General features: G+C 42.3%; 19 protein-coding genes. 7 read left to right on the forward strand and 12 right to left on the reverse strand.

Annotation, left to right across the window (positions count from 1 at the left end; all coding sequences use genetic code 11):
* Positions 1-74 precede the first annotated feature (74 nt).
* Together hpf and AC0VYQ_RS12430 are read right to left on the reverse strand one after the other, a co-directional pair.
* Positions 75-638, reverse strand: coding sequence for a ribosome hibernation-promoting factor, HPF/YfiA family (gene hpf / locus AC0VYQ_RS12425; RefSeq protein ID WP_026827559.1), 564 nt, complete (start codon positions 636-638; stop codon positions 75-77).
* A gap of 281 nt (positions 639-919) precedes the next feature.
* Positions 920-1,120: a cold shock domain-containing protein gene (locus AC0VYQ_RS12430; protein ID WP_088837765.1), complete on the reverse strand. Its 201-nt coding sequence runs from the start codon at positions 1,118-1,120 to the stop codon at positions 920-922.
* A 250-nt stretch (positions 1,121-1,370) separates the two neighbouring features.
* On the opposite strand from AC0VYQ_RS12430, the gene AC0VYQ_RS12435 reads away from it, so the two are divergent.
* The 7 genes from AC0VYQ_RS12435 (at position 1,371) to AC0VYQ_RS12465 (ending at position 6,552) form a co-directional block, all read left to right on the forward strand.
* Complete coding sequence (locus AC0VYQ_RS12435; protein WP_475403657.1) at positions 1,371-1,877, forward strand: competence protein ComK; 507 nt, start codon at positions 1,371-1,373, stop codon at positions 1,875-1,877.
* Positions 1,878-1,970: 93 nt separating this feature from the next.
* Positions 1,971-3,815: a hypothetical protein gene (locus tag AC0VYQ_RS12440; protein ID WP_475403658.1), complete on the forward strand. Its 1,845-nt coding sequence runs from the start codon at positions 1,971-1,973 to the stop codon at positions 3,813-3,815.
* Positions 3,816-3,824: 9 nt separating this feature from the next.
* Positions 3,825-4,115: an EscU/YscU/HrcU family type III secretion system export apparatus switch protein gene (locus AC0VYQ_RS12445; RefSeq protein ID WP_475403659.1), complete on the forward strand. Its 291-nt coding sequence runs from the start codon at positions 3,825-3,827 to the stop codon at positions 4,113-4,115.
* Positions 4,112-4,504 carry a flagellar export chaperone FliS gene (locus tag AC0VYQ_RS12450; RefSeq protein WP_475403660.1) on the forward strand — a complete coding sequence of 131 codons (393 nt, stop codon included), beginning with the start codon at positions 4,112-4,114 and terminating at the stop codon, positions 4,502-4,504. Before AC0VYQ_RS12445 ends, AC0VYQ_RS12450 begins: the two co-directional genes overlap by 4 nt.
* Positions 4,504-5,397 carry a flagellin N-terminal helical domain-containing protein gene (locus tag AC0VYQ_RS12455; RefSeq protein ID WP_475403661.1) on the forward strand — a complete coding sequence of 298 codons (894 nt, stop codon included), beginning with the start codon at positions 4,504-4,506 and terminating at the stop codon, positions 5,395-5,397. Before AC0VYQ_RS12450 ends, AC0VYQ_RS12455 begins: the two co-directional genes overlap by 1 nt.
* 18 nt (positions 5,398-5,415) lie before the next feature.
* Complete coding sequence (locus tag AC0VYQ_RS12460; protein ID WP_475403662.1) at positions 5,416-5,856, forward strand: YaaR family protein; 441 nt, start codon at positions 5,416-5,418, stop codon at positions 5,854-5,856.
* A gap of 27 nt (positions 5,857-5,883) precedes the next feature.
* Entirely contained in the window at positions 5,884-6,552 is a 669-nt protein-coding gene (locus AC0VYQ_RS12465; protein WP_475403663.1) for a DUF2225 domain-containing protein, read from the forward strand.
* Between the two features lie 112 nt (positions 6,553-6,664).
* On the opposite strand, the gene AC0VYQ_RS12470 is transcribed toward AC0VYQ_RS12465, so the two are convergent.
* From AC0VYQ_RS12470 to AC0VYQ_RS12515, 10 genes are all read right to left on the reverse strand, one after another.
* Positions 6,665-6,841, reverse strand: a complete 177-nt coding sequence (locus AC0VYQ_RS12470) for a hypothetical protein (protein WP_475403664.1) — start codon at positions 6,839-6,841, stop codon at positions 6,665-6,667.
* Between the two features lie 27 nt (positions 6,842-6,868).
* Entirely contained in the window at positions 6,869-7,255 is a 387-nt protein-coding gene (locus AC0VYQ_RS12475) for a hypothetical protein (RefSeq protein WP_475403665.1), read from the reverse strand.
* A complete protein-coding gene (fliS, locus tag AC0VYQ_RS12480) occupies positions 7,219-7,590 on the reverse strand; it encodes a flagellar export chaperone FliS (RefSeq protein WP_475404758.1) in 372 nt (123 codons plus the stop codon). The genes AC0VYQ_RS12475 and fliS overlap by 37 nt, the downstream gene beginning before the upstream one ends.
* Positions 7,591-7,599: 9 nt before the next feature.
* Positions 7,600-9,252, reverse strand: coding sequence for a flagellar filament capping protein FliD (fliD, locus tag AC0VYQ_RS12485; protein ID WP_475403666.1), 1,653 nt, complete (start codon positions 9,250-9,252; stop codon positions 7,600-7,602).
* Positions 9,253-9,264: 12 nt separating this feature from the next.
* Positions 9,265-9,621, reverse strand: a complete 357-nt coding sequence (locus AC0VYQ_RS12490) for a flagellar protein FlaG (protein ID WP_475403667.1) — start codon at positions 9,619-9,621, stop codon at positions 9,265-9,267.
* A 135-nt stretch (positions 9,622-9,756) separates the two neighbouring features.
* Positions 9,757-10,794, reverse strand: a complete 1,038-nt coding sequence (gene pseI / locus AC0VYQ_RS12495) for a pseudaminic acid synthase (RefSeq protein ID WP_475403668.1) — start codon at positions 10,792-10,794, stop codon at positions 9,757-9,759.
* Complete coding sequence (locus AC0VYQ_RS12500) at positions 10,770-11,552, reverse strand: WbqC family protein (RefSeq protein ID WP_475403669.1); 783 nt, start codon at positions 11,550-11,552, stop codon at positions 10,770-10,772. Before AC0VYQ_RS12500 ends, pseI begins: the two co-directional genes overlap by 25 nt.
* Positions 11,549-12,091, reverse strand: a complete 543-nt coding sequence (locus AC0VYQ_RS12505) for a GNAT family N-acetyltransferase (protein WP_475403670.1) — start codon at positions 12,089-12,091, stop codon at positions 11,549-11,551. Before AC0VYQ_RS12505 ends, AC0VYQ_RS12500 begins: the two co-directional genes overlap by 4 nt.
* A gap of 14 nt (positions 12,092-12,105) precedes the next feature.
* Positions 12,106-13,182 (reverse strand): UDP-2,4-diacetamido-2,4,6-trideoxy-beta-L-altropyranose hydrolase, encoded by a 1,077-nt coding sequence (pseG, locus tag AC0VYQ_RS12510; RefSeq protein WP_475403671.1) that lies wholly within the window; start codon positions 13,180-13,182, stop codon positions 12,106-12,108.
* A gap of 32 nt (positions 13,183-13,214) precedes the next feature.
* Positions 13,215-13,952: a cytidylyltransferase domain-containing protein gene (locus AC0VYQ_RS12515; RefSeq protein ID WP_475403672.1), complete on the reverse strand. Its 738-nt coding sequence runs from the start codon at positions 13,950-13,952 to the stop codon at positions 13,215-13,217.
* Between the last annotated feature and the right edge of the window lie 2 nt (positions 13,953-13,954).

The following is a 13,954-nucleotide window of genomic DNA, read 5'->3' on the forward strand; positions in this document are numbered from 1 at the left end:
CATCGACTTAAGATATAGTTTTCTAACATATCAAAAAGGGACCCACTCCTAAGAGCGAGTCCCTTGTACATTCATTATTCTGGTTCAATCAAGCCGTAACGACCATCTTTTCGACGGTAAACGACGTTCGTGTTACCCGTTTCAGCGTCTGAGAAGACGAAGAACGTGTGACCGAGCATGTCCATTTGAAGAATCGCTTCTTCCGTATCCATCGGCTTGAGTGTGAAACGTTTTGTTCGAACGAGTTCGAGTTCCGCTTCATCCTCTTCGTAGACAGGTGCTTCTGCCTCCGGTCCTTCGAGCGTTTTAAAGTATTCGCCAATGCCGCCTTCTTTGGCGCGTCCTCTCCGGTTGATTTTCGTTTTATGTTTCCGGATTTGACGTTCGAGCTTATCGACGACGAGGTCGATTGCTGCGTACATGTCGCCATTTACATCCTCTGCACGAAGCAAGAGATTTGGCATTGGAATCGTCACTTCGACTTTCTGTTTCTCATTGTTGACTTTGAGATTGACATAAGCCGTCTGCGCTTCCGTAGGAGTTGTAAAATAACGAGTTAACTTTTCAAGCTTTTTCTCGACGTAATCCTTGAGAGCATCTGTGACGTCCAAGTTTTCACCGCGAATGTTGTAGATCATGTAAACTCCTCCTTAAGTAACCGGTTGAACCTATGAATTCGCTAAACTTCAGTCGTTTCCTTCTGAAGATTCAAAATTCTTTTGGTTCGTATTTATTATACCACGATAAATGATACAAGGAAATGAAAACGATGACATTCTGTTGAACATCCCCCTCAATCTTTAGCGTACTATAATAGTTTTGTGTGGTGATATTAGCGTATATACCCTTACGAAACTAAATCGAAACAAAAAAACCGCCTTTAGACAATGCCTAAAGACGGTGGCGGCTGCTATTCGGATTAAAGTTTTGTAACGTTCGCAGCTTGTGGGCCACGATCGCCGTCAACGACTTCAAACTCAACTTCTTCGCCTTCTTCAAGTGACTTATAGCCGTCTGCTTGAATTGCTGAGAAGTGGACGAAAATGTCTTTTGCGTCCGATGTCTCGATGAAGCCGTAACCCTTTTCAGCATTAAACCATTTTACTTTACCTTGTTCCATTCGAATTCACGTTCCCTTCGCAAACCAGAGTTCGAGAGCAAGCTCCCTACCGCTTAGTCTATCAAAAGAAGGAATTATTGACAATTGAAAATTCTGATTATTTCATTAAGTATTTCTCCGAAAGAATTTGATGTCTATTTCATTGTTCTACATTTCAAAAAATTACATTGTCATTACATTTGTAATATTGTATTATATATTTAGTATTTACCTGTTTTATCCATTGTCCTATCGAGGAGGATGTAGTCGAATGCGACCATTCCAAAATGACGAAAAGTACAAAATCACCAGAAAAACCATTGCTATTTTGCCCTGCTACGACATGATGAAACAATCCATCATCGTTTTAGAAGACGGTTCAACGATCAAGACCCCGCTTCGTCCGTATCAACTCCTGCAGCTGTCCTGTAGGCAGTACAACAGTTCCATCGAAGAACGAATTGTCGTTGCAAAGCGAGTCGCTTCTGTCAAAGGAAAAGTTCCAGTCGTCATCGAACCGACGCTCGGCCTTGTCTTTTTCCCTACCAAATCACCAAAACGTGATGATTGCGAGTGGTACGCCTGGAGCCACATGTCCGACATCATCGAGGAAGACGGACAAACGAAACTCCAAACTCGTAATGGCATGATCCTTCCTGTAAATGCCTCTCCTTACATCGTCCGTAACCAAATGAAAGCAACTGGCGAGCTGATGGCTCGTTACCAACAATTGAACACGATGACACTAGAGGAACGCTTTAATTCAATTAAACATTAAAAAAAACAGGTTGGGCGATAATTTCGCTCAATCCTTTTTTGTTTATGCCGATATATAATAAGATGAAGAAATTATTGAACAGGAGGTGCTTCGATGAACATCCAGTTGCAACCAAGCAGTCCAGCCGTTTCGTCGACACCAACGACGTTGTCCGACAAAAAAGCCTATAGTGGGACCGTTCTTGAAAAAACAGGACCGAATACGGCACTAGTCCAAGTAGGACGTGACCAAATCGAGATGACGTTCACAGGTGACGTCCCAACAGGAGAATTCCAGTTTAAGGTAAAGGGAGCGACAGCAGAAGGCTATTTGATTGAACAATTGACGGATACCCCGGACATAGCGCCGACAGGCTCCGTCAAGACCGATGCAACTGGCATTGATCCGACCTTGCTCGACGAATTGCCACAAGAATTAAAACAAGCTGTCGCCCGACTGCTTGCGACAGGACAATTGCCGCAAACGAAGGAAACCGTCGCCCGGCTCGTCGCCGCTCTTCAGGGAACGTACAAAGATCTCGTCGTCGCTCTCGTCTCACGCCCTTCCGACAGTGCCTTGCCGACGGACGTCGATGCGTTGATCAGCAGCCTGCTGACTGAAACGGATTCACTCGTCGACCTGTTACCGGAACGTCAGGCCGTCGTCGATAAACCGACACTCGGCACTGCCATCGCGCTCGATGTTGCTCGAACGACCTTGCCGACACAAGCAGACATCGAGCAAGCGAATGCGCCAAGACTTCGGCAAATCGTGAACCACCTGCCCCTGAACGAGCAAGCCGCGATTGTCGAAACAATCGAACGCGGTGCGTTGACGCAGGCACGGGAGCAACTGCGCCCGCACTTCCCCGTCACGCTCGAAGCGCCGGAACCGACGAAGCTCGAGCAGTTAACGGCATTGACCGCTGCGCGCCAGACGACGGAACCCGTCCGGTCGGCGTTAACGGTCGTCCGCGAAGTCACGCCACGACTGGCCGAGATGACGAACGACTTCCGCAGTAATCAGCGGACGATCGTCTCACAACTCAAACAGATTGAACCACTCGTCGAAGGGCGTCCGGCACAGATGGCACAAGTCATCGAGAGTACGGCGAACCGGCTTCGCCAAACGTTCCAACAGACGGATGCAATGTTACATACGTCGATGCGGGATGAAAAACAATTGATTCAGTGGCTCTCGAAACTGGAGCGCGGTGCCGATCTTGCCGCGACTGGTCGCGGAACGGAAGCAAAAGCACTTCTCCAGGAAGTCCGGGTCGGATTCGAAGCGTTCCGCTTCACACCGGCGAACGTCCGGACGGCGTACTTACCGGAGCTCAATCAACCGGTTCGTCCTGTCAGCGGACAAACACAGACCTCACAAATACCGAGCCGCCCGCTGCCATATGAACCAAGCCAAAACAGCCCACGCGTCTTACAGGAGACGATCCAAAAAACACTCCAACTGCAGACAGCCGAGTTGAAGCTCGCGACACCAGCCGCGAACCCGGAAGCAGCGAAACTGCAGACGTTCTTGACGACACAACAACAAATCAATAAACCGGACGCCGGTCAACAACTCCAACAACTGTTGCTCGCACTACCCGTCCAACTCGTCGAAGGGACGGCCGGATTACATGTCCACCTGCAAAATAAACGCCCGGATGAAGTGATCGACTGGGAAAACAATACACTGTACGTCCAGCTCGAGACACCACGGCTCGGCGATATCGGCGTCCGCGTCGAAACCGTCAACCGCAAGATGCAAATCACGATCGAAAATGATTTACCGATCCTTGAGCGGCTCGCGACACCGTTCCTCGACCGGACGACGGACGCGTTACAAGCGACCGGATTTCAAGACGTCCGGATTCGGTTCAGTCCGTTTACGAAAGAACAGACGACACCAGAACCTGTCAAACCAGCCGACACACCTGCCGGATACGACTACCGGATTTAAGGAGGAACCATGTATCAAAAAATCGATTTAAAACATCGGAAATCCGCTGCCGTCCTACGGTATGATGAACAAGCAGGCAGCGCACCGATCGTCGTCGCCCGGGCGACCGGACAAGCAGCGGACCGGATTTTACAAGAAGCACGCGCGAGCGGCGTCGCGATCGAACACGATACATCGCTGCTCGGTCACTTACTCGATCTTGACCTCGGAACAGCCATCCCGCCGCAACTCTACGACGTGATGGCCGAATTATTGTTATTGATTGAAGAACTCGATCATGCGAAAGGACGGGACCGATGACAGAACAAGAACTGTTTCAAATGACACCGCAACAACTGACGGAAGCGATGCTGCAAGGACTCGTCTTACAATACGACCGGTCGTTACTCGCCCGCGACGCTCGCCGGTTCGACGAAATCAACGAACGTTTACAAAAAGCCTATCAACTCTTGACGAAGCTCCAGGCAGGACTCCATGACGACGGTGGCATCATCACCGGTCAGCTCGACGCACTCTATCACTACTTAGCCGAACAGACACTACATGCTTACATGACGCCAACCATTTTAGAGGAACTACTCCAACTGGCAGAAGAGTTACTCGTCACGTGGCAAGCGGCCAGCTTAAAAAAAGAACGCCCGCTCGTCCGGGCAACACACCATGAACGCTATGAAGGGATGGATTATTAATGCGGATCACAAATAACGTACAGGCACTAAAAGCGTACCGAAACTTAAGCGCCAACCAACTGAACGTCAAAACGACGATGGATAAATTATCAAGCGGTCAAAAAATCAACCGCGGTGCCGATGATGCGGCCGGTCTCGCGATTTCTGAAAAAATGCGCAATCGACTGAAAGGGCTTGATAAAGCGGAGCAAAACGTCCTCGACGGGATCTCGATGGTTCAGACACTTGAAGGCGGCATGAGTGAAACACATAACTTATTACAACGGATGCGCGAGCTCGCCGTCCAAGCCGGTAACGGTACGCTTGCACCGGGAGATCGTACTTCGATTCAGTCCGAGATTGACCAACTGACGAACGAGGTGACTCGAATCGCCCAAACTACGCAATTTAATGGGAAAACCATCATGACTGGAGACTTTTCAGATCCGACAAAGGGCCTCTACATTCAGACGAATGCCGGTGCCAACGAAGGGATCACGATTTCGGTCGAGGACATGCAGGCTTTAAACCTAGCGATCAGTACGACAACTCAACCGACGGCAGACAGCGTTGCCTTAGTTAACAAAAGTGACGCCGCAACACCAGAATACGCCCTCAGTGTCATGACGAGTGACAGTGCGAGTGTAGCAATCAGTCTCTACTCGAAAGCGATTGATCAAGTTTCAGCACAGCGTTCTAAACTCGGCGCCATTCAAAACCGCTTTGAAGCGACAAATGCTGTCCTAAGCATCAGTCGTGAAAATTTAACCGCGGCTGAATCACGGATTCGCGATACCGATATGGCACACGAGATGATGGAGTACGCGAAATACAATATCTTAAACCAATCCGGAATGGCAATGATTGCCCAAGCGAACGCTTTACCACAAGGCGTCTTACAACTACTCAACTAATCAAGGAGGACGACAGCTATGGACATCCGGCGCATCCAAGAAGCGAGCCGCTTACAGACACCAAAGACCGGACCACGCGAGGTCGAGGCGTCGACGACATTTTCTGCGTTAATGCAGGACAAACGCGAACATAAAGGGTACGAACGGCTCCAACAAAAGTTGACGCTCGTCGAAGAACACGGACAACTGCTCGCCGAGAGTCAGACGATCGAGAACCTTGAGAGCTACAAAGAGAAAATTAAGGACTTCTTAAAAGATGCCCTCGATCAATCGCAACAACTTGAAGAAAAACGCGGTTTCAATCGCCGTGGACGGACGAAAATCTACAAGGTCGTTGAGCAAGTCGATGCGAAACTGCTCGAGCTGACAAACACCGTCATCTCCGGTGAATCGCGCCGTCTCGACATTCTCGATCAAGTCGGGGAAATCAAAGGCATGCTCGTCAATGTATTCGTGTAAATTCCATAATCAAAAGGAGCCAGCGCCATGGCCGAAATCTATTCAAAAAAGTGCAAGTGTCTTTATTGTTTAAAGGAAACGGAGACAAAACGTGTTCTAAGTCGACATATCCGAATTGAAAAAACAGACTTGGATGGGTTCATTCATTATCAAGGACCGAATGTTTATTATTACGAACCTGTCCAATGCGAGCATTGTCATTTCATCTTCCACGAAGCATTTGAGAAACTCCGTCCAGATGCCCGTGAGGCCCTTGCGGCGAACATCCTACCAGCACTCCCTGCCTTACCATTTTCGAAGACAGAACGGACAATGGAGCAGGCGTTACAGCTTTATAAACTCTGTCTCTACACCGCTCAGGTAACGAAGCAAAAGGAAAGCATCCAGGCAATGCTCGGGATAAGGATCGCCTGGTTAAATCGGTTGCTCGAAGACAAGGACCAAGAGTCGCTTTGGATGGAACGGTCTGTCGAAAAGTACGAGGCACTTTATCTCAATTATACGGATGCTGTCCGGACGGGGATTCCGCATGATGTTTTATTGTTACGGATTGCCGATCTGTATGCGAGCCTTGAGCGGACGGATGATGCCAAACAATGGTACAGCCTCATCTTCCAAAGTCAAAAGATTTCTGATCGCATCAAAAAAGATGCGCGGGAACATTGGGAACTGTACCGGGAACAGCACCGCGTCTAACCTGACGATTCAACGTTAACAAAAGCCACCTCGTTCGCTTCTGCTATTGTGCGCAGGCGAACGAGGTGGCTTTTGCATGAGAAGAGGGCATCCATCACGGATACCCTCCTGCTTACGACTCACGTCGATATTTTTCTTCTTCATAGGCGTCGGGTTCGTCAGAAATCGGACGTTCCGCCTCTTCCCATGACTCCGACTCGACGTCCGGTTCGATGAATTGATCATATGAACCATCCGAGCGGTAAAACGGTTTTGGTACGGTACGTTTTTTCTCTTCACGTTTAGTCACGCAAGACCCCTCCCTAAAATAAGAAAGTTACTGACGAGAATCAAAATATGGTGAAAAACTACCTTCCACTTCTTCGTACGGATCGACATACGATTTCCGACTGACTTTCGTCTGTCGGAGTTGATTGATTTGTACCCCTAATTTAGCGGTTTCTTCAGATAATTTCAAGTCCAGTTTCCGACTTTCGGCGACGAGTTCTTGAATGACCGCTTGGTTGGCGCCGGCAAGTAAGTTCGAATGAGCGGCAATGAACGCTTCCCGTTCATTCAGCAAGTTTTGAATCTTGCTGAGCCATTCATCATAGACTTCTTCTTCCGGTGTCTGCTCAAGCAAGTCCATCAAGTGTTTCGTCTTTAGGCGAAGCGGATCAAGTGGACTCATCGCTGACGGGCGAGCTTCATCGCTTCTTTCCACGTTTCACGGAACTCTTCCGCAAACCCAATCACTTCGTCGATTGCAACGACATCGTTCTTGATATTTGCGTCAATCAAGCGACTCTGCATAAAATCATAAAGAACATTCAAATCCTTCGATAAGCCTATCGATTGATTAAGTGTCAGTTGCAACTCACTAATGATTGCTTGAGCCTTTTGGACGTTCGTATTCTTTTGTTCAATCAAGCCTTGTTCGATTGCCCGTTTCGCAAGCATCGAGAACTTGATCAATCCTTCATACAACATGAGCGTCAAGTCTTGGGGTAAGGCCGTCGTCACTGAATTCGTTTGATACGTTGCGTATGGGTTCATCAGTTTCTCTCCTTATTGTCCTAAATAGGAAGCTAGCGATGCAGATTGACTATTCGCTTGATTCATCGCTTTTTCCATTGCTGCAAACCGTCGGTAATACGAATTCTCTTTATCTGCTAATAAATTGTTTAATCGCTTGATTCGAGAATCGATTTCTGTCATTTCACGACCCATTGAATAAGTCGGCGATCCTGCACCTTCATATCCAGAAATCCGTGTGATACTGGTCCTCGCGTCTCCTGCTGTATCACGAATTTGAGACAATAAGCCATTTTCCGAATCAGTAAAGAGTTGATAGACTTCTTCGGGGTTACGGTCGATTGCTGCTTTAAGCTTTTCTTCATCGAGCTCAATCTTTCCACCATTTGTAAAGTCAGACCCTGTCGCCAGACCGATTTGATACAAATGACTGGCTTCTGGACTATTCGTAGTTGCTGAAGAAGAAGACCATTTACTCCGAAGATTATCCATCGAACCTCGGATAATCGTATCGCTTCTTAACATCCCACTCATAGCTTTTTCTTCCCACTTCTTGATTTCATCTTCTGACAGTTCTTCTCGCTGCGCTTGAGTAAGGGGTGTAAAGGTACGGAAACGTTCTTCTCGTGTCTTTTTATTCATCAAGTCAATCGAAGCATTATATTTATCGACAAAACCTTTGATATTGTCAAAAATTTTCTGAGTATCGGTCGCTGAAGAGAGATTAACTGCTTTACCGTCTGTAAATGTAGATTTGAGCGTGATTGTCATATTGTCAATCGTGAACGTATTTGAACTTTTCGTCAAATCAATTCCGTTAACATTGATTAAGGCATCTCCACCTGTTTTGTTTGTTGCTAAGTTGAATAGCAACTTCTCCGCGTTACCTTCAAATTCAATAACAGATGTCGAACCTGTTGATTTTCCAGTAATCGAAATCTTACCTGATGTTTCATCAAAGAATGCACTGACCCCGGTCGTCGTTCCGTTCAAAGCCGTCACAGCATCCTTAAACGTCGCATTCTGATTAAGGAAGACCGTCTGCAATTCACCGCCTACTTTGTTGCGGAGTTGAATTTGATAGCCTGCTTCGTAATAGACTTTAGCCCCGTCAGGAACGACCACCCCATCATCGAAAGTAATTTTTCCAGTCGCAACATCATATGTATGTGCGAGCGTCAGTGCATTCCCGTCTTTATCTTTAAATGTTGGCGCAGCATTCGGAATCGGCTTTAATGTTACTTCTTTTGCGGTAGTAGATAATGTCTGGCTTCGTTGCCCGACATCCAGTCCGAGCGACGAGACTGCTGTCGCATTCGTGACCAAGTTTCCTCCACTACGCACTTCTGTCACATGAGATGGTGAAGTCGCTAATTGACTGACGGATTGAATCGCGATTGCTGTGTTCCCACTAGAGGGTCCACTTACGACGGTAGCCCGTGCTTCATCAGAAGAAGTCGCAGTTTTCGCATAAAAATTTCGACTGAACATTAAATCAACCGCAGCGCTACGTAACGTTAAAAGTGACCGGTTGATTTCACGGTACGCATCTCGTTTCCATTCAGTGACCTGTTTTTTTTGTTCGAGGCGATCGACTGGTACTCGTTCTGCCTGCATTAGCTGTTTAATTACACTATCTGTATCAATACCACTGGCTAACCCGCCAAATCGAATAGGTGATGTCATCATTTTCCTCCTTTAAACGCGTTTATCAAACAATTGATTAAATTCCATAAAAGCCGCAAAAAAATCCAGTGACTTCTTGCTAGGGATTTCTCGAATCACTTCGTTATGGGAATCGACGATTTGAATGTAGTAATCGTTTAACTTTTCATGTTTCACGAATTTCAATCCCGTTCGCTGTTGCTCCAGTATAATATTCGCCTTCTCTACTGCCGTCTCTAGTTTTGTTATGTGTTGAGGAGTTGGCAAGACGACGATACCTTCATCAGCAAGTCGTTCTTGATTTGCCTCTACAAAAACATTTTTGGTTTGTTCGTACGGCAAGACAGAAGAAGGTAAGTGAAGTCTGACTTCAGATAATGTCGGATTCATAGGCTTCTCCTTCACATGTTTTGTTCTCACTTCTTATATCGACCAATAATCAATATGTTTTAACCTTCTCACGTTTCTTATACTTTTCAAGAAAAAGAGAGACGACTTATCATCGCCTCCCCAAGACCAGATGGATCATTCAATTAAGTCCCAATGGACCGGTGTTCCTCGTTCAATATCCGTTCTTACTACTTTTCCAAGTATAGACTGAATATGTTTTGGTGCTAAGCCATGACCTGGTCGGATAGATTTGACATGATCAGAAGTCAAAATTTCGCCTGCTTTAATGTCTTTCACAACAAATAAGGACCGTGCGAATTCTCGACTCTTTATTTTCTTCTCTGTAAGTCGATAATCGACATGTCCTAGCGACTTTTCAGCTTCTCGTACCGCGTCTACCATAGCTTTGAACTCTGTAGGTTCAAGAGAAAAACTTGCATCCGGTCCACCAATTGCTTTGTCCAAAATGAAGTGTTTCTCAATGACCTTAGCACCTAACGTTACTGCTACTATAGGGACTGTAATTCCTAGCGTATGGTCAGATAATCCAACTTCTACACCGAAGGTCTCTTTCATGTTTGGTATCGTTAACAGGTTCGCGTCTTCGATTTTTGCTGGATATTCAGATGTACATTGCAATAATATAATTTGATTATTCCCCATTCTTTTACAAGCTTCCACAGCATCATTTATATCACTAATAGTAGCAATGCCGATCGAAATAAGTATTGGTTTACCTTTTAAAGCTATATATTCAATTAATGGAATGTCAGTAATTTCAAATGATGCAATCTTATAGGCAGGTACGTTTAGTTTTTCCAATAAATCAACAGCAGAAAAGTCGAACGGACTTGAAAAACAAATAATATCTAATTCATTTGCATATGTTATTAATTCCTCATGCCATTCCCAAGGAGTATACGCTTCTTTATATAAATCATATAAATACATACCATCCCAAATAGATCCATTATTTAATTTAAAATAATCTTTGTAACATTCGATAGTAATAGTATCAGCAGTGTATGTTTGCAACTTTATTGCGTCTGCACCTGCATCTTTCGCAGCTTTGATTGTTTTCTTAGCAATCTCAATATTATTTCCATGATTCGCTGATATCTCCGCAATAATGAATGTTTTATCTTTACTTATTTCAAATGCTGATATGTACATTCGTCATCATCCTTTGTTAAAATTTTTCGATATTCATGATAAGACATATCATCTTGGTTCCCACTTCGTATGATATGGAGTGCATTCGAGAATCCTTCATTAAAAAGTAAATCTAAAATTCCCAAATGTGAAATGAAACTCTTTCCTAACTGACTATAAATAGGATGATTATACATGTGATAGTAAACTTCGACAGATTGTTTAGTAAATTCTCCACCTGGACTATTAGCTTCTATGTAATGAGCTGAACCTTTAGCCGATAAGTAGTATCCCGAACCAATCGCTACACAAATTGTAGAAAGAAGTAAATCTTTTGCACCATATTTTGTTAGTATGGAAGAAGATTTTTGTAAAGAAGTACTTATTCCAATACGCTTACAGATACAAGAAATCAATTCAATATTGAATTCGGATAAATTTTTATGTTTTTTCTCGTATATTTTTGTAAGAAATGAAATCACCTCGTTATAATATAAAGATTTAGAATAACTGTATTGAATAGATTTTAAGTGAGATTCTTTCCAATTTAATTCATCATTACAAATAGTTTCATTTATTATTTTTTTTTCTTCTGTTGTTTTTTTTATTGGAATCGATAACATTAATTCATTATTACCATTTTTAATCTTATTTCGTACTTGCCAACTTCTTTTTACTAATTGAACATCATCTAAAAAAACGAAATTGTCTACTCGATCAATCATCGAAAAATATCCCAACCAAGGAATATAAGTTGGTTGCATAATTGCACATTTCATAAAGATAATACCTCACTTTTTTTTCGCCATTCTGTTTTTAATAATGAATATCTAAGTTGATCTTTAAACTCACCGTTAAAAAAGTGAGATTCTCTTTCAACTCCTTCTTTTAAAAAACCGATTTTCTCATATATAGATATAGCTTTAGTGTTATTTGGAAATACGTGCAACCAAACTCTATTAAGATTCAATTGGTGGAACGAAAAATCTAAGATAAGATATAGTGCAGATTTTGCAATTCCTTTTCCACGTGATGTTTCGTCTCCAATATAAATTTGAAAAAAAGCAGATTGATGTTTAGAGTTAATAAATAAAAGTATATTTCCACAATGTATCGACGTTTCAATATCGTAAATCGCCCATACATATGTATCATGTAAGTGATCAATCCAGTCTCGATGTTTATCTTTTGTAACTTCTCGTGTCAATCCAAATTGCTTCATTGTTTCTTGATCATTAAGCCACCGAACTGTTTTTTTATCGTGTTCTTTTTCATAAGGAATTAATTTAACGTTATTATAGGATAAATAAAACTTCACACGGCTCATCCTTTCTACGATAAAAGTATATCAATAGTACGTTTCACACCGAAGCCATCAATATTATTTACCCCATTATAAAAAATACGCTCTAGTTTTTGCTTATCGCGCAAGAAATTATCAATTAAAAAAATAAACTCTTCATCAGTTATACTTCTAGCGTCTCCTAACAATACGCAAAATTCTTTTTCTGCTAAATTTTCCAGTATTTTTTTTTGATTAGAAGAAGTTATTAAATATGCCGCTGGTAATCCTATACAAGATCTTTCCCATGTAGTTGTACCTGCCGCTCCTATTGCAAGATTACATTTAGACATGTGTTCAGCCATATTGAAAATATTCTGTTCCCAAACAAAACGTTCATGATACTTATTTTTTATTCGATTCAAATCATAATTAAATAAGTTGTTTTCACCTACTACTGCATTTATATAAATATCCTGGAAATTTTCAAGAAGTAATTCACTGAATCTAGTTGTATAATTATTTGTATCGTTTCCTCCAAAAAAAAGATGAATATCTATTTTTTTACCATTAGAAAAACATTTTTTTTTGAATTTTGTAAATTGAGATCTTAACATTACGTAATTAATTCCGAAAAGACCTATCGTCCGATCAGATAATAGTTCTTTATATCTCTCTCCAACTTCATCATAAGCTGAATCGATTAATACATCACAGTCATGATTTCTATTTGCTAAATCATCTATAACTAAAATTTTATTTACATAATTTTGTATTGATTTTTCCCATCTTGCCTCTAATCCGTAATGATCTATTACTAACCAATCATTTCTTTTGCAGCTTTTTAGAACACTGATCGTTTGTTTTAAATCACGTTCCCAAAAAAAGTTATATTCTTCAGAAGAAAACATATTTTTTTTTATATATATATGAGTCTCTTCGAATGGCAATACAAAAACCTCATATCCCTTTTGTTTAATGGTTTTTATTATATTTCCTTCTAATTCTCGACATATAAAAGAAGACTTAATATTATACTTTCTCATTTCATCAGCAAGCGTTAAACATCTCATTACATGACCAATTCCAATTTCCGTTGATGAATCTACTCTAAAACTTATATTCATGTATTTACCTCAGCTATTAAAGAGCTTCTGATTTAATTATTGATTTTTTTTTGTTCTATGTGTTCATTAATCAAAGCTATACCGGGATTAGCCTCCAATATATCTACTATATCTTGAAAATAAAAGTTATGCTTGTTACTATAAAGCTTCTCATAGATAGTTTCCATAAATTTGTAGTCTTCTGTAGTATCTAAAGTCCAACGATACTTTGAGTAATCTATTTTATTTTTGTAAAAATATGCATGATTACTATTTTTATAAATATAAGGTGTTACATGTTCTAGTTGAAAACTTTCAGTAGCATTCATAAACGCAAGTTTTAATACTTTAAATGAAAAAACTTCTATATCAAGGCCTCTAGGGAAAGTTCTTTCATCATTTGAATTACCTGCATTCGTTACAATATCAACTTCATAATTTAAATAATGAGTAATAACTTTATCAATAATTTTTGGATCAATCAGAGGACAATCAGATGTGATTCTTATCACGACATCTGCTTTACTTTCTTTTGCAGCTGCGTAATAGCGACTCAACACATTTTCTGAACTCCCTCGAAACACACGAACTCCATACTGCTTCGCCTTTTCCGCAAGAATATCATCCTCTTCAAGCGTCGTAGTCGCTACAACAATTTCGTCAATCATTTTTGCTTGCTTAACTCGTTCGATTACATGGTGAAGTACGCTTTTCCCCTTTAATTGCTTCATTACTTTACCGGGTAATCGCGTTGATCCCATCCTTGCTTGAATTATTGCCACAGTCTTCATTG

Source organism: Exiguobacterium sp. QJM3NY_9 (assembly GCF_056173545.1).

Bases quoted from the DNA above. Each gene is read 5' to 3' on its own strand.
- hpf (WP_026827559.1), bottom strand. From the start codon at position 638: ATGATCTACAACATTCGCGGTGAAAACTTGGACGTCACAGATGCTCTC.
- AC0VYQ_RS12430 (WP_088837765.1), bottom strand. From the start codon at position 1,120: ATGGAACAAGGTAAAGTAAAATGGTTTAATGCTGAAAAGGGTTACGGC.
- AC0VYQ_RS12435 (WP_475403657.1), top strand. From the start codon at position 1,371: ATGCGACCATTCCAAAATGACGAAAAGTACAAAATCACCAGAAAAACC.
- AC0VYQ_RS12440 (WP_475403658.1), top strand. From the start codon at position 1,971: ATGAACATCCAGTTGCAACCAAGCAGTCCAGCCGTTTCGTCGACACCA.
- AC0VYQ_RS12445 (WP_475403659.1), top strand. From the start codon at position 3,825: ATGTATCAAAAAATCGATTTAAAACATCGGAAATCCGCTGCCGTCCTA.
- AC0VYQ_RS12450 (WP_475403660.1), top strand. From the start codon at position 4,112: ATGACAGAACAAGAACTGTTTCAAATGACACCGCAACAACTGACGGAA.
- AC0VYQ_RS12455 (WP_475403661.1), top strand. From the start codon at position 4,504: ATGCGGATCACAAATAACGTACAGGCACTAAAAGCGTACCGAAACTTA.
- AC0VYQ_RS12460 (WP_475403662.1), top strand. From the start codon at position 5,416: ATGGACATCCGGCGCATCCAAGAAGCGAGCCGCTTACAGACACCAAAG.
- AC0VYQ_RS12465 (WP_475403663.1), top strand. From the start codon at position 5,884: ATGGCCGAAATCTATTCAAAAAAGTGCAAGTGTCTTTATTGTTTAAAG.
- fliD (WP_475403666.1), bottom strand. From the start codon at position 9,252: ATGACATCACCTATTCGATTTGGCGGGTTAGCCAGTGGTATTGATACA.
- AC0VYQ_RS12490 (WP_475403667.1), bottom strand. From the start codon at position 9,621: ATGAATCCGACATTATCTGAAGTCAGACTTCACTTACCTTCTTCTGTC.
- pseI (WP_475403668.1), bottom strand. From the start codon at position 10,794: ATGTACATATCAGCATTTGAAATAAGTAAAGATAAAACATTCATTATT.
- AC0VYQ_RS12500 (WP_475403669.1), bottom strand. From the start codon at position 11,552: ATGAAATGTGCAATTATGCAACCAACTTATATTCCTTGGTTGGGATAT.
- pseG (WP_475403671.1), bottom strand. From the start codon at position 13,182: ATGAATATAAGTTTTAGAGTAGATTCATCAACGGAAATTGGAATTGGT.
- AC0VYQ_RS12515 (WP_475403672.1), bottom strand. From the start codon at position 13,952: ATGAAGACTGTGGCAATAATTCAAGCAAGGATGGGATCAACGCGATTA.